This is a genomic window from Microbacterium sp. 01T413_2 (assembly GCF_056398985.1).
Genome location: NZ_JBFTQL010000003.1, coordinates 114,423 through 131,793 on the forward strand (window position 1 = coordinate 114,423; position 17,371 = coordinate 131,793).

Sequence of the window (17,371 nt, forward strand, 5' to 3'; positions counted from 1 at the left end):
TGCTCGCGAGGCTGCCGGGTGCCCTGGTTCAGGCTCGCCCGCGATCAGGACACGGGGCCGTCCAGACTGCGGTGTAGCGCCAGAAGAGCCCTCGGCGCATTCGGGCGCCCGGGAGTGCGGCGCTCATCGCTCGGTGGATCTCTACGAATGTCTCGCGCGGCTCGGCCGTCGGCGCGGTCATGCCCTCGGGGTATCGCCGTGCATGACGCGGATGACGGATCGCCCCGATCAGCGGATTGAGCAGCATCGAGACCAAGGTCCAAGGGACGTCCGCGGCGGTCTCTCTGGCGAGGCCGACGATGAGAATGCGCCCGCGGGGTCGCAGCAGCTCACGTGCCTTGCTCAGCGCGGGCACGAGATCGAGGTGATGCAGCACCGCGACGACGGTGATCAGGTCGTAGCGCGCACCTGTGATCTGCAGATCCTCGAAAGCGAGGTTCTGCACCGCGATCGATCGCGCGCCACCGACGCGTGCGCGTGCGCGGGACGCCGTCGCCGGATCGGGGTCGATGCCCGAGACGTCGTCCAGGACAACGGACAGGCGCCGCAGCAGTCCACCCGTGCCGCATCCGACGTCCAGCGCGCGCGCACCACCGTGGCGCCGCACCTGTCTTGCGTGCCAAAGAACCCAGGGGGCGTATGCGTCATTGTGCGACCAGGGGTGCTCCGCGTTGAAGCGCGCGAGCCCCGCGAGCCAGCGCTCTTGCATCGTCACCACCCGTGCAGTGTAAGCGGACGTTCCGCTGCTGTCCTGAGGATCCGTCATCGGATATTGAGCCCGCGTTCAGAAACATGACAGGGGCGGCTCCGTAGCGTGGAGGAACGGGGCGGATGCCCCGAGCCGCGCTCGCCGCGGTGTCCTGCCACGAAGGAGCTGTCCGGAATGACGAACACCACGAAGCCCGCCGCCTCTCTCGGACTCCTGGTCCTGCGCCTCGTGATCGGCGGCGTCTTCGCCGCGCACGGCGCGCAGAAGGTCTTCGAGTTCACCCTGCCCGGCACGGTCCAGGCCTTCGCCGGCATGGGCGCGCCGCTGCCCGAGATCGCCGGCCCGGTGATCGCGTTCCTCGAACTCGTCGGCGGGATCCTGCTCATCGCCGGCCTGTTCACGCGCCCCGTCGGCGTGCTGCTCGCCGCCGACATGGTCGGAGCCATCGTGCTCGTGCACCTCGGCAACGGCATCTGGGTCGGTGACGGCGGCTGGGAGTTCGCGGCCGTGCTCGGCGCCGGTGCCCTTGCCCTCGCCTTCACCGGCGCGGGTCGCTACGGCCTCGACCGCGCTGTGCTGCGCGGCCCGGTGCGCGCCCTGGCCTGAGACCCGGTCGGTCGCCCGGGTCCCCGGTCGGCCGCCCGAGTCGCGGACGGTCGCTTGAGTCCCGATCGGCGCCGAAGATGGAAAACGTCGCTCCCAGGGCCGTGAGAGCGACGTTTTCCATCTCGCGGATCCGGCGGCGCGGGCTACGAGATGGATTTCGCTGTCCCGACGCGGGTCGGAGCGGCGTTTTCCATCTCGACGACGGGCCCGTGGCGTCAGCCCGCGGCGTCAGGGCACCCGCACGAGCGCCACGTCATCCATCTGCATCCAGATGTCGCCGCTGTTCGTCCAGACGCCGCCGTAGAGCTGCACCTGATCGCGGTCCCCGGAGTCGAACGTCACGGTGAAGCGCGTCCACGCGCCCACCGAGGCGAAGTGCGCCTCGGAGATCACGGTGCCGTCGAGTGAGCGGGCACCGAAGTAGCCGGCGTCGCTGTTCACCGATGTGCGAACGAAGCCTGTCAGGCGGTAGGTGGTGTGCGGCTGCACCGCCACGTCCTGCCAAATGTCGCGCCACCCGTCGTTGTAGCGCACGAAGGCACGGTGATCGCCCGTGAAGCCCGCGGCCGGTGCGTTGTCGATGCCCGAGTTGGGCTTCGCGCCCCAGGTGCCGTTGGTCCCGTCGCCGAGGGTCGTCGCGCGCTCGAAACTCGGATCCGAGACAAGGTTCGGATCGATGATCGTGCCGTTGCGATCGATGCGCAGGTGCATCAGGTACACGTTGTACGGATTCCACTGCGACATCGTGAAGTAGATCTCGCCATTCTTGTTCCACGGATGGAAGTAGCCGCCGTACAGCGCGGGGTAATCGGTCGAGCTGGCCACCGTCTGCGCCGGCGTCCACGGACCCTCGGGGCTGGTCGCGGTGCGCAGGATGATGTCCTCGCCCGAGAGCGTCATCATCAGGAACCGCTTGCTGTAGTCGTCCCACTGCACCGACATCTCGCTCATCGGCGCGTCCATGACCGGCTTCGCCGCGGCTTCGTCCTTGCTCCACGACGATCCGTCCCAGTACCGGTACGAGGCCTTGTCGAGCAGCTTCTGCGCGGGAACCTTCGCCACCGATGCCGGGCCGTTGCGGCCGTTCTGCGTGCCGAAGACGTAGATCGTGCCGCCCTTCTGCACATAGGCCTGCATCTGGAACGGGTCGTGGCCGTCGGGGTTGTCCCAGCGGGTGTCGGAGACGGTCCAGGTCTCGCCGTCGTCGTCGGAGTAGGCGATGCCCGCATGGTTCGTGTCCCACACGCCGGGAGGACCCCACTGCCGCACCGACATGAAGCCGAGGTACTGCCGCCCGCCGACCGAGATGCCCGCCGTGGGGATGACGGTGATCTCGTCGCCGTTGATCTTCTTCGACGGGATGATCTGTTTCGCGATCCCCTGCGGATCCTGCGCGGCGTGATCGAAGAGCATGCCGTCGGCCAGGTCCGTGTCACTCGAGCGCAGCAGCACGTTGCTGCGCCAGTTCCCGTTCGGCGGCGCACCGCCGCCGGGGCCGGTCCAGGAGTTGCCGAAGGTGTCGCCGAACGCGGTGAGCACGTGGCCGGATCCGTCGTCCCACCCGATGCCGAGATCGGTCGCCTTCACGTCCCAGCGCCCCCAGGTGTTGTTGGGAGCATCCGGTCCGGTGAGCTTCTCGACGACGGTGGCCGGGGTCGTCGCAGTGGTGGCCACGGCCGGCGGAGGCGCGGTCGCGGCCGCGAAGGCGACGACGGCGAGGGAGGTGATCGCGGCGCCCGCCGCGATCCTGGTCAGGGGCTTCATCGCCCTCTCCTTTCTTCGCGTCGCCGGCACTCGCCGCGCGACGGGTTCAGCTGCGCGGTGCGCGCGGGGGAGTGGATCCGAGGTCGGGCACCGGGGCCGTTCCTAGGTGCACCTCCATGTCGTCAGCGCTCGGCGCCTTCGGGCGGCGGGCTGTCGGGCGATCCAGGTAGAACATCGCGGTGGAGGCGATGTCGTCGCGGAGGGGGAGGTAGCGCCATCCGCTGCGCCATCCGAGCGCCTGGATGTCGACCTTCGGCAGGCCGGTGGAGAAGTGGATCGGATCCGCGAGGTGCCAGCGGTACATGCCGAAGCGCTGCTGCGAGACGTAGAGCCCGTCGGGGCGGATCACCTGGGGCATGCCCAGGTAGGGCGTCGAGAACGCCGTGTACCCCTGGCCGGGGATGTCGAAGTTCCAGGCGCCGCCGAAGTAGTCCTCGGTGCCGGTGCCGCAGATCGTGGGGTGGTCGGTGTCGTCGTCGAGGTAGAACTTGATCTCGCCCTCGCCCCACCAGCCGTTGGAGTTCACACCCCACGCGATGTACGTCCCGACGTACTGTCCTTGCCCCTCGATGCCCTCCAGGATCGTGTGCGGGACGAGCTCCTCGAGCGGGTTCGAGCGGCGCCACTGCGCATGGAAGTAGCCGTCGGCGGAGTAGTCGCCGCCGGTCTCGTAGGTCACCTGGTAGTAGACGCGCACATCGACCGCCGAGGTGTTCTCGATCGTGAGGCGGGCGCCGTCGCGGAACGGCATCGGCCAGTACGAGTTGAAGCCGCCATGCGGGTTCGCGGCGATCACCTGCGAGTTCACCTGCGCGAAAACGCCCCAGCCGTTGCAGAAGAAGTCGCCGTAGGGCACCTCGACGGCGGGCTCGGCCGCGCCGTCCCAGTACGCGCGCAGGATGAGAGTGCGCCAGTTGTCGGTGTGCGTGGTGATCCAGATGTGGGTGATCCTGCCCGCGCCCTCGATCACGGCGAGATCGAACGTCTCGCCCGCTGCGATGTCGACGCTCGGCGAGATCTTCCAGCCGGGCCCCAGGTCGCGGGCGCAGTCGGCCCCCGTCCCCTCGGTCGCCCTGGCGCCGCCGCCGACGGAGCCGTCGAAGTTCTCCGGGGAGATGGACCGGGTCTGCACGGTGCGCAAGGCGGACAGGGACGACAGGTCGGAAAAGGTCATGGCGGGGCACATCCTCGTGTCGAGTGGGTGAAGACGCGTGCAGGGCGTGGCAGCGCGTGCGGCCACCCTACCGATTCCATCCCACTGTTGCAATCGATTTCATCACGGTAGTGTGTCCTGACGGACAACAGAAGGCAGGGCGGGATGGCGACCATCTACGACGTGGCGCGTCTCGCGGGCGTGTCTCCGGCGACGGTTTCCCGCGTGTTCAACGGCGTCGGCGTCTCCGAGGAGAAGGTCACGGCCGTGCGCCAGGCCGCCGCGCAGCTGAAGTTCTTCCCGAACCGCACCGCGCGCACCCTTCGGCGGCAGAGCTCCGAGGTGATCGCGCTCGTGATCCCCGACATCGAGAACCCCTACTTCACCGAGATGGCGCGCGGAGTCGAGGACGTCGCCTCTGAAGCAGGCTTCTCCGTGGTGCTGTGCAACTCCGACGCGCAGGTCGAGAAGGAGCAGACGTATCTGCGGATCGCGATCGCCGAGCACATGTCCGGGGTGATCCTCGCCGCGGCATCGGATCACACCAGCCTCGAGGAGATCATGGCAGCGGGGCGGCCTGTGGTCGCCGTCGACCGCAGCACCGGGTACGACATCGACGGCGTGGTCATGGCGAACCGCGACGCGGGCCGCAGCGCGACCGAGCAGCTGATCGACGCCGGATACACCCGCATCGCGCACATCGCCGGGCCCGAGCACATCGAGACAGCGGTCGAACGCGTGGACGGCTGGCGGATGGCTCTTGCCTCCCACGGTCTTCCTGTCATCCCCGACCTGCTGCGGTTCTCGTCGTTCCGGGTGGACGGGGGCCGCGAGGCCATGGAGCAGCTGCTGGCGCTCCCCGAGCCGCCTGACGCCGTGGTCGCGGGCAACAACCTCATCGGCGTCGGTGCCATCCAGGTGCTCACCGAACACGGCCTCACTCCGCCCGCGATGGGCGTCGCGGTCGTGGGCTCGCTGCCGTTCACGACGCTGTCGCCGAGCGTGGTCACCGTGGTGCGTCTTCCTGCGCGCCACATGGGCGTGACGGCCGCACGGATGTTGCTGGACCGGATCGGCGGCGACGACCAGCCCGCGCGCACGATCGTGCTCCGCAACGAGATCCAGGCCGCGACCGTCTCGCGCTGAGCTGGTCCGAGCAGAGCAGAGCAGAGCAGAGCAGAGCCGAGCCGAGCCGAGCCGAGCGCGGGGACGAACCATCCGGCGGGGATTCGTTTGGCCACTGAGCATGTGGATCGGTTTCACGAAATCAGCGCGAAGACCACGCAAATGCCGATCCTCGCGAAGTGTTTGCAGGCCGATTGCACTTGAAATCGATTTCGCGTAGTGTGATCGCCGTCCGGTCAGGGCGAGCGATCGAGGAGGATGCGCGTGCGGTGCACCATCGGTGTCGACATCGGCACCTCCAGCAGCAAGGGCGTCCTCGTCGACGCCGGCGGCGCGATCCTCGCCCAGGCCACGCGGACGCATGACGTCAGCCGCCCGCGCACCGGCTGGGTCGAGATGGACGGCGGGACCTGGTGGGACGAGTTCGTCTCCCTCGCCCGCGAGCTGCTCGCGGCCGTGCCGGACGCCGAGGTCGCGGCGGTCGGCGTGAGCGGCATGGGACCGTGCATCCTCTTGGCCGACGACGCGGGCGAACCGGTGCGCCCCGCGATCCTCTACGGCGTCGACACCCGGGCCGGCGAGCAGATCGACCGGATGACCGCAGACCTGGGTGTCGCCGAGATCACGCGGGTGGGGGGATCCGAACTCACCTCTCAGGCCGGCGGCCCGAAGATCCTCTGGATCCGTGACGAGGATCCGGTGGCGTGGAGCCGCGCCCGTCGGCTCTTCATGCCCGCCTCATGGCTCGCGCACCGCCTCACCGGCGCCTACGTGCTGGACCACCAGTCCGCGAGCCAGGTCTCTCCGCTCTACGACATCGAGGCGGAACACTGGCACGACGAATGGTGGCAGCGGTACGCCTCGCCTGTCGAGCAGCCCGCCCTGTGCTGGGCCGGTGACGTCGCCGGCGCCGTCTCGGCCGAGGCGGCAGTCCTCACCGGCATCCCCGAGGGCACGCCGGTCATCGCCGGCACCATCGACGCGTGGACCGAGGCGGTCAGCGTCGGGGCCCACGGCGTCGGGGACCTCATGCTCATGTACGGGACGACCATGTTCCTCATCGCGACCGGGGAGGAGACTCTGCGCACCCCCTCGATGTGGACCACAGCCGGCGCCTTCCCGGGCACCCGCAACCTCGCCGGCGGGCTGTCGACGTCCGGCGCGCTCACCGCGTGGCTGAAGGACCTCACCGGATCCGACTACCCCGAGCTGCTCGCCGAGGCGGACGCATCCGGCGTCGGAGCGCGCGGGCTCGTGCTGCTGCCGTACTTCGCGGGCGAGCGCACGCCGATCCAGGATCCGGACGCGCGCGGCGTGATCGCCGGTCTCACGCTCGCGCACGGCCGGGGCGACCTGTACCGGGCCGCGCTCGAGGCCACGGCGCTCGGCGTGCGGCACAACGTGCAGACCATGCGCGACGCCGGTGCGGACATCCGGCGCGTCGTCGCGGTGGGCGGCGGCACGCAGGGCCGGCTCTGGCTGCAGATCGTCTCCGACGTCACCGGGCTCGTGCAGGAGGTGCCCGAGGTGACGATCGGTGCGAGCTACGGCGCCGCCTTCCTCGCGGCGGGTGCGGTCGCCAATCCGGCTCCGAGGATCGAGGAGTGGAACCTGGTGGTGACGACGATCGTCCCGGACCCGACTCTCGCTCCGGCCTACGACGCGCTCTATGACCGCTACCTGCGGCTCTACGCGGGTACGGCCGAGGTCGTGCACGAGCTCGCGGCGCAGCAGCGGGCCGACGACGTGAGGGAGGCGTCCGCATGACGCGTCGCGCCCGCCCCATCCCGCACACTGCAGAGCGCGCGGCGTTCCTGCTCGGCGGCATCGGCACCGGCAACGTGTCGCTCGGGGCCCGCGGCGAGCTGCGCGACTGGGAGCTGGAGAACCACCCCGACAAGGACCGGCGCAACCCGCGCACGTTCTTCGCGATCCACGCGGCGCCGGAGGATGCGGATCCGGTCACCCGGGTGCTGGAGGCGCGCGTAACCGGCCGTCGGGACCTCGATGCCGGGTTCTCGTTCGACGACCTCGCGGGCCTGCCGCGGCTCGACGGCGCCACGATGCACGGCGAGTACCCCGTGGTCGACATCGACTTCGCCGACCGCGTGCTGCCCGTGGAGGTGTCGCTGCATGCGTTCACCCCGCTCGTGCCGCTCGATGCGGATGCCTCGGGCATCCCCGCCGCCGTGCTGCGCTACCGGGTCGTCAATCCGGGCGTCGTGCCGGTCGGGGTCACGGTCGTCGGCAGCGTGTCGCACACGGCCGGCCGCGGCGAGCCCGGACCGGATGCTCCCTGGGGGATGCGCGGCACGCAGACCGTGCGCTGGCGCGATGAGGGCGAGGTGCGGGGGCTCGACTTCGGCATCGATCTGCCCGAGGACGATCCGGGCTACGGCACCCTCAGCCTCACCACGAGCGACGCGTCGACCACGGTCAAGCCGCAGTGGGTCACGAGCTACTGGCCCGACGGCGCCCGCATGTTCTGGAGCGACCTCACCGCCGACGGACTGCTCGACCCTGAACCGCGCCTCACGCTCGAAGACCGCCCGCGCGGCCTCTTCGCGGAGCGGGACGCGGATCCCGACGCCCCGCCGCTCACCGAGGAGGAGATGCTCGCCAAGCTCCCCCGGCTGCGCACCGGATCCCTGGGCATCGTGCACACGCTTGCGCCCGGCGAGGCCCGCGACTTCGAGTTCGTGCTGAGCTGGTCGTTTCCGAACCGGCGGCGCGGCTGGCATGGCCACATCGTCCTGGACGACCAACCGGCGGATCCCGCGCTGCCACCCGTCGTGCGCAACCACTACGCGTCGCTGTGGCCCGACGCGTGGGCGGCCGCCGTGCACCTGCACCGCGAACTGCCCGCGCTCGAGGCGGCGACCGACGCGTTCGTCGAGGCCCTCTATGGCGGCACCCTGGATCCCGTGCTCGCCGAAGCCGCCGGGGCGAACATCGCCGCGGCGCGCTCCACCACCTGCTTCGTGCTGGAGTCGCCGAACCCGGTCCTGGGGGAGGGGCCGGTGTTCGCCGCGTGGGAGGGGTCCTTCGACCACGGCGGCTCCTGCGAAGGCACCTGCACCCATGTCTGGTCGTACGCGCAGACCGTCGCATGGCTGTTCCCCTCGCTCGAGCGCAGCGCCCGCCGGCCCGAGTTCCTGCTCGAGACCGACGAGGACGGCGCGCAGAAGTTCCGCGGCAACCGGATCTTCGGATCCCCGTCGTGGTTCATGGGTCCGGCGGTCGACGGACAGCTCGGCACGTTCCTGCGCCTGCACCGCGAATGGCGCTTCTCCGCAGACGACGCGTTCCTGCGCGAGCTCTGGCCGGCGGCGGTGCGCGCCCTGGAGCACGCCATCCGCGAATGGGACCGCGACGGCGACGGCCTGCTCGACGGCGAGCTGCACAACACCTACGACATCGAGTTCCACGGGATCGATCCGCTCGCCAACGGCATCTATCTGGCGGCACTCCGGGCCGGATCGCGGATGGCGGCCCACCTCGGCGAGACCGAGCGTGCTCGCGACTGGGCGGCCCGTGCCGACCACGCCGCCGGGGCGATGGACGACGTGCTGTACAACGGCGAGTACTACCGGCAGGTGATCGAGGACGTCGACGCGCACCGCTACCAGTACGGCGAGGGTGTGCTGTCGGACCAGCTCCTCGGGCAGTTCCACGCCTGGGTGAACGGGCTCGGCGCGCTGCTGCCGCCGGAGCATCTCGACTCGGCGCTCGCCGCGATCGTGGCGCACAACCACCGGGCCGACCTGTCCGTGCACGAGAGCACGCAGCGCGTGTACGCCCTGAACGATGAGGGCGGGCTGCTGCTCGCTTCTTGGCCGCGCGGCGGGCGGCCCGCGATCCCGTTCGTGTACTCGGACGAGGTGTGGACCGGCATCGAGCACCAGGTGGCGGCATCGCTGCTCTATGCAGGCCGGGTCGAGGACGCCCTGCTCGTCGAACGCACCCTGCGCTCCCGCTATGACGGCGTTCACCGCAATCCGTGGAACGAGATCGAGTGCGGCAACCACTACGCCCGCTCCCTCGCCTCCTGGGCGTTGCTGCTCGCCGCGAGCGGCGCGCAGTGGGACGCGCCCGCGCGAACCCTGTCCTTCGCACCGACCCTGGGCGCCTTCGCTGTGGATGCCCCTGCGCGATTCCTGTTCACCACCGGGACCGGGTGGGGTTTGGCCGAAGTAGACCGGGGCACGCTGACCCTCCACCTCCACGGCGGAGCGCTCGACCTCGCCGAGCTCCGCCTGCACGACGCCGTCGTCGCCCGCGACCTGCGGATGGTCGCGGGCGAGGCCCGCACCCTCCCGCTGCCCACCGGCACCACCGGCGCCACTGACGAGACCCCTATCCAGCAACGGAGAATCCCATGAGCTACGCCATCCCCGCGCCGACCGTGCGCCCCGTCTCCGCACCGAAGACCGCCTACCTGATCACCTCCGGCGACCTCCGTGAATCGGCGAACGTCGCGGGGTGGCCGGTGCAGGCCGCGACCGAGGCTGCCGTCACCGCCGCCTTCGCGGATCTCGGGTGGACCGTCATCCGCCCCTTCGGCGTGGATCCGGTCACCGGTCACGGCTACATCTCGAGCCAGCGGATGGGCATGGAGGTGTTCACGAGGATCCCCGAGGACGCGCCGCTCATCGTGGCGACCGCGAACTGGCAGTACTCGCACCACGTGCTGGCAGGGTTGCGCACGCACTGCGGCCCGATCCTCACCACCGCGAACTTCGCTCCGGACTGGCCGGGGCTCGTGGGTCTGCTCGGTCTGAACGCGGGCCTCACGAAGATGGGCAAGCCGTACTCCACAATCTGGTCGGTCGACTTCACGGACGACTGGTTCCGCGCGGGCCTGAAGGAGTGGACGGAGACGGGCCGCATCACGCACGACGCCTCGCACGTGCGTGCCCTGCCCGTGCTCCCCGACAGCCCGGAGAAGCAACTCGGCGAAGCGCTCGCCGCGCAGCTGCGCGCCGACAAGGCCATCATCGGCGTGTTCGACGAGGGCTGCATGGGCATGTACAACGCGATCTTCGACGACGAACTGCTCAACAGGACAGGCATCTACAAGGAGCGCCTGTCGCAGTCCGCGCTGTACGCCGAGATGCTGACCGTGACCGACGCCGAGGCCGACGCCGCCTACGACTGGCTCATCGCGCACGGCATGACCTTCGTCTACGGCGAAGACGCCGCCACCGAGCTCACCCGTGAGCAGGTGCAGTGGCAGCTGAAGATGTACATCGCCGCCCTTCGCATAGCCGACGACTTCGGCCTGGACGCGGTCGGGATCCAGTACCAGCAGGGCCTCAAGGATCTGGTCCCCGCGTCGGATCTGGCCGAGGGGATCCTGAACTCCACGGAGCGCCCGCCGGTCACCTCGCGCGACGGATCCCGGATCCTGCACGAGGGGCGCGCCTTCCCGCACTTCAACGAGGCCGACGAGGGGGTCGCGGTCGATGCCCTCGTGACCGACCGGGTGTGGCGGGCGATGGGCCTCGTGCCCGACAACACGCTGCACGACGTGCGCTGGGGCGAGGACTACGACGGCGAGTTCGTCTGGGTCTACGAGATCTCCGGATCCGTCCCGGCGTCGCACCTCGGCGGTTGGGACAAGGCCGAAGGATGGCGGCAGGGTCACGTGTTCTTCCCCGCCGGCGGCGCCACGATCAACGGGGTGTCCCGGCCCGGCGAGGTCGTGCTGTCCCGCATCTTCATCGCCGACGGGGTGCTGCAGGCCGATGTGTTCCGCGGCACGGTCGTGGAGCTGCCCGCCGAGGAGACCCAGCGTCGGAAGGACGCCACGAACCCGGAGTGGCCGATCGCGCACGTCGTGCTGCACGGTCAGAGTCGGGACCAGTTCATGGCTAGGCACAAGGCCAACCACGCCCAGCTCGTCTACGCGCCGGACGCCGAGACTGCCGACAAGGCCCTCGTCGCAAAGGCCGCGATGCTCGACGGCATGGGCATCCGGGTCAACCTCGTGGGCGACGTGAACGTCTGACCACCCTGGGACATCCATCGTGTCGCCGACAAGCGCGGCGGCGCCGAAGATGGAAAACGTCGCTCCCAGGACCGTGCGAGCGACGTTTTCCATCTTTCGGGGTGCGGCGCCGGCGCCGGCACCGGCGTTTCAGCGCGGCAGCAGCCCAGCCACGAGTGCGTCCACGACATCGTCGGTCGGCGTCGCCGGGTCGATCGAGGACGTGAGCCGGTCGAACACGAGGCCTTCGATGGCGTAGTGGAACAGGGCGATCTCCGCGCGGCCGCCCGGAAGGCCCGCCGCCTCGTTGAACGCGACATCGCCCTCGAAGCCCGCGCGCTGCCACTCCTCGAGCGCGGCGGCGAGCTCGGGCCGCCGGGCCGCCTCGAGCCGCAGCTCGAACAGGGCGAGTGTCACCTCGCGCTCGCCGAGCAGCCGGCGCACGATGTCGCGCATGTAGTCGGCGAACAGGGCAGGGCTCGGCGTCTGCACGGCGCGGTGCGCGAGATCCTCTGGCGTGGGGCTCAAGCGCTCCCCGATGCGCTGGAACAGGCCGGCGATCAGCGCCTCTCTGCTGCGGAAGTAGTTCGACGCCGTGCCCGTCGGCACGCCGGCGGCGTCGTCGACCGCGCGGTGGGTGAGCCCGCGCGACCCTTCCCGTGCGAGCACCGCGATGCCGGCGTCGGCGAGGGCGTTCCTGCGGGCTTCGTTCTTCGCCATGCCCTCAGAGTAGCGCAACCACAACATCTGTTGTAGTCTCCGAATCACTGCACCTGTCGTGGATGGGTGCTCGTGGATCGGAGGACCTATGCGAGAACTCACCTATTACGTGGCGGTCAGCCTGGACGGTTTCATCGCCGGGCCCGAGGGGCAGTTCGACGCCTTCCTCTTCGACGGCGATCACATGGCCGCGATCAACGCCCGCTTCGCCGACGCCATCCCCACGTCCTTCGCGGATGCCCTGGGCATCGCGCAGGACCGCACAGCGTTCGACACCGTCCTGATGGGCTGGAACACGTACGCGGTCGGGCTGCCCGCGATGCCCAGCCCGTACGCGCACCTGCATCAGACCGTCTTCACGCGGAGGGATCCGGATCCGGTCGAGGGGGTCGAGTTCACCGACCAGGACCCGCTGGATGTGGTGTGCGATCTCAAGGACCGGGAGGGCGGCGGCATCTGGCTGTGCGGCGGCGGCGCGCTCGCCGCGTCGCTCGCCAGCGAGATCGACCGCCTCGTGTTGAAGGTGAATCCCGTGCTCTTCGGCGAGGGGATCCCCCTGTTCGGGCGCAGCGGGTACGCGCCGTCGGCGTTCACGCGCACGGCGGCGACGGCCTTCGACTCGGGAGTCACGCTGCTGGAGTACGAGCGCTCCTGACTCCGCGGTCCGTGCGCCTGCAGGTCCGCGACGGTTGCACGACGGGATCGCCGGATCCGTCCTGCAACCGCCCGCCCCTTGAGCCGCGTCCCGGACGGGACGAGGATCGGATCCATGGCGACGATCGATGATGTCCGTGCGCTGGCCCTTGCGTTGCCCGGCGTCGAGGAGAGGACCGGCGGTCACACTGGGGAACCGGCCTGGCGCTGCAACGGCGGCCAGATCGCGTGGATGCGCGGACCGCGCAAGACGGATCTGGCGCAGCTCTCTGAACTCGGCCGCACCTGGCCGGAGGGGGCGGTGGTCGCCGTGCACACCGAGACCGCAGCCCTCGCCGAGGAGCTGATCGCAGCGGATCCGGACGTCTTCTTCACCATCCCGCACTTCGCGGGATACCCCGCCGTGCTGCTGCGCCTCGACGCGATCGTGCCCGATCATCTCGGCGAGGTGATCGCCGACGCGTGGCTGCTCCGCGCGCCGAAGGCGGTAGGTCGCGCGTGGCTGGCCGAGCGCGGCTTGAACTGAGGGTGACCGGAGCTTGCATGGCGCAGTCGGAATCATCGCCGTCCGTTCACGTTTCTTCCTGAGGGTCACCGAGAAACCCGCTGATGAACCGGAGACGACATGACAGCCCACCCCGCACCCCACGACGACGCGAGGTGGACGCCCGCCGCCCTAGACGTACGTCACGACGCCTTCACGATCGAGCGCCGCTTCGAGGCGGCGCCCTCGTCGGTGTTCGCCGCGTTCGCCGAGGAGACGACGCGTCGACGATGGTTCCGGCTGCCGGGCAAGCGGACGGCGGAACGTCACGAGTTCCGGGTGGGTGGCGGTGTGGATGCCACCAGTACGTTCCAGGTCGCCGGCGCCGCGCCGGAGCAGCTCGCCTACCACTCCCACTATCTCGACATCGTCCCGGACCGTCGGATCGTGTTGTCCTACACCTCGACGGTGAACGAGGTGCCGCGGTGGTCCTCGTTGGTGACCGTCCTGTTCGCGGACGCCGACGACGACGGCTGCCTGCTGACGTGGACTGAGCAGGTTGCATTCCTCGCCCGCACCGGGGACGGAAGCGATGACTTCCCGCACCTGCGCGGCGGCACTGCCCTGCGCCTGAACGGCCTCGCCGCTGCCCTTCAGGCCGGCCACTGACGATCAGAGCCGCACGCTGACTCCCCGAGACAGGACGGACTGATCCGCTGTCCTGCGGTCAGGCCGGTGGCAGCCGCAGCACCGGACCGGCCTCGCCCACGGCGAGGTCGTCCGCGGTGCGCAGGGTGCGCGCGATCTCGTCGACCGCGGAGATGACCGTGCCGAACCGCTCGCGGTCGGCGCAGACCGCCTGCAGCGTGATGAGGTGCGTGCCGGTGTCCCAGGTGTACGTCGCGAACGGCGGTGCCGACTGCCCCGTGGGCCCCGGCTGCGGCAGCGGCACGACGAGCTTCTCCCCGGCGCCGAGGTAGGGGTTGCGGAACTCCTCGGTGTCGTCGTACTCCATCGGCATCATGGCGCGGGCGGTGCGCAGCTGCGGGGTGAGCTCCTGCGCGCTCGCCATGGCCACGATGAGCTCGGGCTCCGCCTTCCAGGTCCATACCAGTACGCGGCCGTCAGCCTTCCGCATGAGGAAGGGCGCGGCCTGGCTGAGCGCCCACGCACCGAAGCCGGATCCGCCCCTGGTACCTGACGCCGTCGAAGGAGCGCCGACCGCCGCGCCGGCCTGGCCGAGCAGCATCCTGATCGCCGCCTTGCGGTGCCGCCGGCCGCGCAGACCGAGGGATCCGGTCACGGGGATCCAGCGTGCGGGGTCGGCGTCGGCGAGCAGGCGCATGCTCAGAGCGTAGGGGGCGAAGGTGGGGGCCAGCCGTGCGTCCACTGCGCCGTGAAATATGTACACCGCCTCTACTATTCGGATGGGAAAGCGCATACCATGGTGCGCGAATCCTTCCCCGAACGACCCGGAGGCCGATGATGTCCCCTCTTGAGATGAACCGCCGCACCCTGCTCGGGCTGCTCGGCGCAGGCGCCCTCGTCGCCGTCGCCGGCGAATCCGCGAGCGCCCGGCCGCTGTCCGGCCGCGTCCCGGCCGTCGCCGACGACCCGCTCGCGGTGCTCATCGAGCGCCGTCGCGTGATGCTGGCCGGCGACGGCAGCGCGGTGTCCATCCCCGAACTCGCCGACGTGCTGAGCAGCATGAGCACCGCGGCAACCGCGTCGTGGAACGCGATGGTGCGGCCCGCCGCGTCCCCCGGCATCTGGCCTGATCTGCCTCTCGTCGGGGTGAGCGGCACCGTCCTGTCCGGCAACATGGGCGTGACGTTCAACCGGATCTTCGATCTCGCCCTCGCCTACTCGACTGCGGGGTGTGCGCAGTACGGCGATGCCGCGCTCGCCGCTGACCTCGTGAATGCCCTGACCTGGCTCAGCGCGAACGTCTACAAGGCGGGCAAGTCCGCCGTCGGCAACTGGTGGTTCTGGGAGATCGGTGTGCCCCGCAAGGCGGCCGACATCTGCATCCTGCTGCACGACGCGGTCCCGGCCGACGTGCGCACCGCGCTCCTGGCCGCCGCGCGCTACTTCACCCCCGATCCGAACTGGCGCGGCCGGGGTACGAGCTTCGCCGAGACGGGCGCGAACCGCACCGACAAGGCCCTGTCCTGCGCGCTGCGCGGGATCCTCGACGGTCGCCCTGACGAGATCGCGCTCGCCCGCGACGCCCTCAGCGACACGGTGCGGGCGGGGAAGAACAGCGTGTTCGGCTACGTCACCAGCGGCGACGGCTTCTACGCCGACGGATCCTTCGTGCAGCACAGCTACCTGCCCTACGTCGGAACCTACGGCGTGGTCACGCTCGGAGGCATCGCCGAGATCCTGGGCCTGCTCGGCGGCAGCGACTGGGCGGTGACGGATCCGAAGAAGTCGGTGGTCCTCGATGCGGTCGAGGCCTCGTACGCGCCGTTCATCTGGAACGGCCGGATGATGGAGACCGTCCGCGGCCGGGCGGTCTCGCGACAGGCCGAGCCCGACTACGTCGACGGGGCCGCCGCGATCACCGCGATCCTGCTGCTCGCCCCCGGCGCGGGGGAGCCGTATCGCAGCCGCTACCTCTCGCTCGTGAAGGGCTGGCTGCAGCGCTGCACCGACGAGAAGCTGTACGGCCTGCCCACCCAGACGGTGGCGAAGTCGCTGCTGGTGACCTCGATCCTCGGCGACGACAGCGTGACGCCGGCCGACGCCCCGGTCTACACGCGGGCATTCGGCGACCAGGACCGCCTGGTGCACCACCGCCCCGGCTTCAGCGCCGTGGTCAACGTCTCCTCGAAGCGGATCGGCCGCTACGAATGGGGCAACCGTGAGAACAACCTCGGCTGGTACCAGGGCGACGGGCTGACTTTCTTCTACAGCGCTGCGGATCCGGCGCAGTACAGTGCGGACTTCTGGCCCACGGTCGACCCGTACCGGCTGCCCGGCACGACCGTCACGGCGGCGACGCGGGCCAATGGAGCCACGGACGGCACGGGTATCCCTCGGGCGTTCCAGGCGTTCGGCGGCGGGCTCGCGCTCGACGAGCGCTGGGGCATCCAGGGCATGGATCACCTGAACTTCGACAAGTCGCTGAGCGCCCGCAAGTCCTGGTTCTTCCTCGACGACAAGGTGGTGTGCCTGGGCGCGGCGATCGCGTCGACCTCCGGCAACGACGTGTTCACCACGATCGACAACCGCTCGTTCGCGGCCGGCACCGTGCCGAACGTGCGCACCGACAATCGCAACCGCGTGCTCACCGCGGCCGATGGTGCGGTGACCGTGAAGCGCAACGTGCACATCATGGGTCACGGCGGATACGTCTTCCTCAAGGGGGAGAACGTCTCCGGCGCGATCGATGTGCAGGTCGTGCCCCGCTCCGGCGACTGGCAGACGATCAATTCCGGATCCGACACCGGCGGCACGACCGAGGTCAAGAACCGCGACTACGTCACGGTGACGCACCACCACGGCACGGATCCGTCCGGCGGCGGCTACGCGTACATAGTGCTGCCGAACGTGGACCACTCGGTCACGTTCACGGAGTCGGATGCGCCGACCGTCGAGGTCGTCGCGAACAACGCCCAGGCGCAGGTGATCCGCGTGGCGGGGCAGGGCCTCACCCTCGGGAACTTCTTCCAGGCCACGCCGTCGGGCACGACCCCGGGCAACGGAGTGACGGTGAGCGGCCCGTGCTCGCTCGCGGTGCACACCGAGGGCGGGCGCACGACGGTCGCGCTCTCCGACCCGAGCCGCACGCAGGCGACCGCGCAGGTCGTGCTCGCCGGGGTCGTGGAGTCGACCGTGGTCGAGGCCGACGACGGGGTTCGGATCGTCGGCACGTCGCCGCTCACCCTCGAGTTCGACCTCGACGGGCACGGGCACGCCAAGCGCGTCGTGCTCGGAGCCTGAATCCCGTCCACGGCCGGCCTGCCGATCAGCGGGCCGGTCGTGGAGCCGTGCGGTGGACGCTGGATCGCGGACTCCGCCATCGCCCCTGGTGTCCGCAATTCAGGATGGATTCTCCGAAACCGCGACGTTCCGGTCGGCAAGAGGCGGCGAACACCGATCCATCCTGAGCACGGGACGCCGCGGACCGCCGAACGCTGCCGTGCTGTGCCGGATCCGCCT

At 70.0% G+C, this 17,371-nt stretch carries 14 protein-coding genes; 9 read left to right on the forward strand and 5 right to left on the reverse strand.

What is annotated here, in order from left to right; genetic code table 11:
- Positions 1–28: 28 nt before the first annotated feature.
- Complete coding sequence (locus AC1DMN_RS03200; protein ID WP_477230358.1) at positions 29–709, reverse strand: class I SAM-dependent methyltransferase; 681 nt, start codon at positions 707–709, stop codon at positions 29–31.
- Positions 710–883: 174 nt separating this feature from the next.
- Here AC1DMN_RS03200 and AC1DMN_RS03205 point away from each other — a divergent pair, with 174 nt between their 5' ends.
- Positions 884–1,315 (forward strand): DoxX family protein, encoded by a 432-nt coding sequence (locus AC1DMN_RS03205; RefSeq protein ID WP_477230151.1) that lies wholly within the window; start codon positions 884–886, stop codon positions 1,313–1,315.
- Positions 1,316–1,543: 228 nt separating this feature from the next.
- On the opposite strand, the gene AC1DMN_RS03210 is transcribed toward AC1DMN_RS03205, so the two are convergent.
- Positions 1,544–3,079, reverse strand: a complete 1,536-nt coding sequence (locus AC1DMN_RS03210) for a DUF4185 domain-containing protein (protein WP_477230152.1) — start codon at positions 3,077–3,079, stop codon at positions 1,544–1,546.
- Positions 3,080–3,125: 46 nt separating this feature from the next.
- Positions 3,126–4,253 (reverse strand): glycoside hydrolase family 172 protein, encoded by a 1,128-nt coding sequence (locus tag AC1DMN_RS03215; protein WP_441977905.1) that lies wholly within the window; start codon positions 4,251–4,253, stop codon positions 3,126–3,128.
- 144 nt (positions 4,254–4,397) lie between these two features.
- Between AC1DMN_RS03215 and AC1DMN_RS03220 the strand changes: the two genes are divergently transcribed.
- The 4 genes from AC1DMN_RS03220 to AC1DMN_RS03235 all read left to right on the forward strand — a co-directional run bounded on the left by AC1DMN_RS03220 (position 4,398) and on the right by AC1DMN_RS03235 (position 11,367).
- Positions 4,398–5,378, forward strand: a complete 981-nt coding sequence (locus AC1DMN_RS03220) for a LacI family DNA-binding transcriptional regulator (RefSeq protein WP_441977906.1) — start codon at positions 4,398–4,400, stop codon at positions 5,376–5,378.
- Between the two features lie 237 nt (positions 5,379–5,615).
- Positions 5,616–7,124, forward strand: coding sequence for an FGGY-family carbohydrate kinase (locus AC1DMN_RS03225; protein ID WP_477230153.1), 1,509 nt, complete (start codon positions 5,616–5,618; stop codon positions 7,122–7,124).
- Complete coding sequence (locus AC1DMN_RS03230; RefSeq protein ID WP_477230154.1) at positions 7,121–9,739, forward strand: GH116 family glycosyl hydrolase; 2,619 nt, start codon at positions 7,121–7,123, stop codon at positions 9,737–9,739. The genes AC1DMN_RS03225 and AC1DMN_RS03230 overlap by 4 nt, the downstream gene beginning before the upstream one ends.
- The gene (locus tag AC1DMN_RS03235) at positions 9,736–11,367 is read left to right on the forward strand and encodes a fucose isomerase (RefSeq protein WP_477230155.1); all 1,632 of its coding nucleotides are present in this window, start codon (positions 9,736–9,738) and stop codon (positions 11,365–11,367) included. Before AC1DMN_RS03230 ends, AC1DMN_RS03235 begins: the two co-directional genes overlap by 4 nt.
- Before the next feature lie 129 nt (positions 11,368–11,496).
- On the opposite strand, the gene AC1DMN_RS03240 is transcribed toward AC1DMN_RS03235, so the two are convergent.
- Positions 11,497–12,066, reverse strand: a complete 570-nt coding sequence (locus AC1DMN_RS03240) for a TetR/AcrR family transcriptional regulator (protein WP_477230156.1) — start codon at positions 12,064–12,066, stop codon at positions 11,497–11,499.
- Positions 12,067–12,154: 88 nt separating this feature from the next.
- Between AC1DMN_RS03240 and AC1DMN_RS03245 the strand changes: the two genes are divergently transcribed.
- The 3 genes from AC1DMN_RS03245 to AC1DMN_RS03255 all read left to right on the forward strand — a co-directional run bounded on the left by AC1DMN_RS03245 (position 12,155) and on the right by AC1DMN_RS03255 (position 13,873).
- Positions 12,155–12,721, forward strand: coding sequence for a dihydrofolate reductase family protein (locus AC1DMN_RS03245; RefSeq protein ID WP_477230157.1), 567 nt, complete (start codon positions 12,155–12,157; stop codon positions 12,719–12,721).
- 114 nt (positions 12,722–12,835) lie between these two features.
- Positions 12,836–13,246 carry an MmcQ/YjbR family DNA-binding protein gene (locus tag AC1DMN_RS03250; protein WP_477230158.1) on the forward strand — a complete coding sequence of 137 codons (411 nt, stop codon included), beginning with the start codon at positions 12,836–12,838 and terminating at the stop codon, positions 13,244–13,246.
- Between the two features lie 99 nt (positions 13,247–13,345).
- Complete coding sequence (locus tag AC1DMN_RS03255; RefSeq protein WP_477230159.1) at positions 13,346–13,873, forward strand: SRPBCC domain-containing protein; 528 nt, start codon at positions 13,346–13,348, stop codon at positions 13,871–13,873.
- A gap of 58 nt (positions 13,874–13,931) precedes the next feature.
- Here the strand turns inward: AC1DMN_RS03255 and AC1DMN_RS03260 are convergent, their stop codons facing one another.
- Entirely contained in the window at positions 13,932–14,549 is a 618-nt protein-coding gene (locus AC1DMN_RS03260; RefSeq protein ID WP_477230359.1) for a hypothetical protein, read from the reverse strand.
- Between the two features lie 155 nt (positions 14,550–14,704).
- On the opposite strand from AC1DMN_RS03260, the gene AC1DMN_RS03265 reads away from it, so the two are divergent.
- Positions 14,705–17,152: a polysaccharide lyase 8 family protein gene (locus AC1DMN_RS03265; RefSeq protein ID WP_477230160.1), complete on the forward strand. Its 2,448-nt coding sequence runs from the start codon at positions 14,705–14,707 to the stop codon at positions 17,150–17,152.
- Positions 17,153–17,371: the final 219 nt, after the last annotated feature.

Bases quoted from the DNA above. Each gene is read 5' to 3' on its own strand.
- AC1DMN_RS03200 (WP_477230358.1), bottom strand. From the start codon at position 709: ATGCAAGAGCGCTGGCTCGCGGGGCTCGCGCGCTTCAACGCGGAGCAC.
- AC1DMN_RS03205 (WP_477230151.1), top strand. From the start codon at position 884: ATGACGAACACCACGAAGCCCGCCGCCTCTCTCGGACTCCTGGTCCTG.
- AC1DMN_RS03210 (WP_477230152.1), bottom strand. From the start codon at position 3,079: ATGAAGCCCCTGACCAGGATCGCGGCGGGCGCCGCGATCACCTCCCTC.
- AC1DMN_RS03215 (WP_441977905.1), bottom strand. From the start codon at position 4,253: ATGACCTTTTCCGACCTGTCGTCCCTGTCCGCCTTGCGCACCGTGCAG.
- AC1DMN_RS03220 (WP_441977906.1), top strand. From the start codon at position 4,398: ATGGCGACCATCTACGACGTGGCGCGTCTCGCGGGCGTGTCTCCGGCG.
- AC1DMN_RS03225 (WP_477230153.1), top strand. From the start codon at position 5,616: ATGCGCGTGCGGTGCACCATCGGTGTCGACATCGGCACCTCCAGCAGC.
- AC1DMN_RS03230 (WP_477230154.1), top strand. From the start codon at position 7,121: ATGACGCGTCGCGCCCGCCCCATCCCGCACACTGCAGAGCGCGCGGCG.
- AC1DMN_RS03235 (WP_477230155.1), top strand. From the start codon at position 9,736: ATGAGCTACGCCATCCCCGCGCCGACCGTGCGCCCCGTCTCCGCACCG.
- AC1DMN_RS03240 (WP_477230156.1), bottom strand. From the start codon at position 12,066: ATGGCGAAGAACGAAGCCCGCAGGAACGCCCTCGCCGACGCCGGCATC.
- AC1DMN_RS03245 (WP_477230157.1), top strand. From the start codon at position 12,155: ATGCGAGAACTCACCTATTACGTGGCGGTCAGCCTGGACGGTTTCATC.
- AC1DMN_RS03250 (WP_477230158.1), top strand. From the start codon at position 12,836: ATGGCGACGATCGATGATGTCCGTGCGCTGGCCCTTGCGTTGCCCGGC.
- AC1DMN_RS03255 (WP_477230159.1), top strand. From the start codon at position 13,346: ATGACAGCCCACCCCGCACCCCACGACGACGCGAGGTGGACGCCCGCC.
- AC1DMN_RS03260 (WP_477230359.1), bottom strand. From the start codon at position 14,549: ATGCGCCTGCTCGCCGACGCCGACCCCGCACGCTGGATCCCCGTGACC.
- AC1DMN_RS03265 (WP_477230160.1), top strand. From the start codon at position 14,705: ATGAACCGCCGCACCCTGCTCGGGCTGCTCGGCGCAGGCGCCCTCGTC.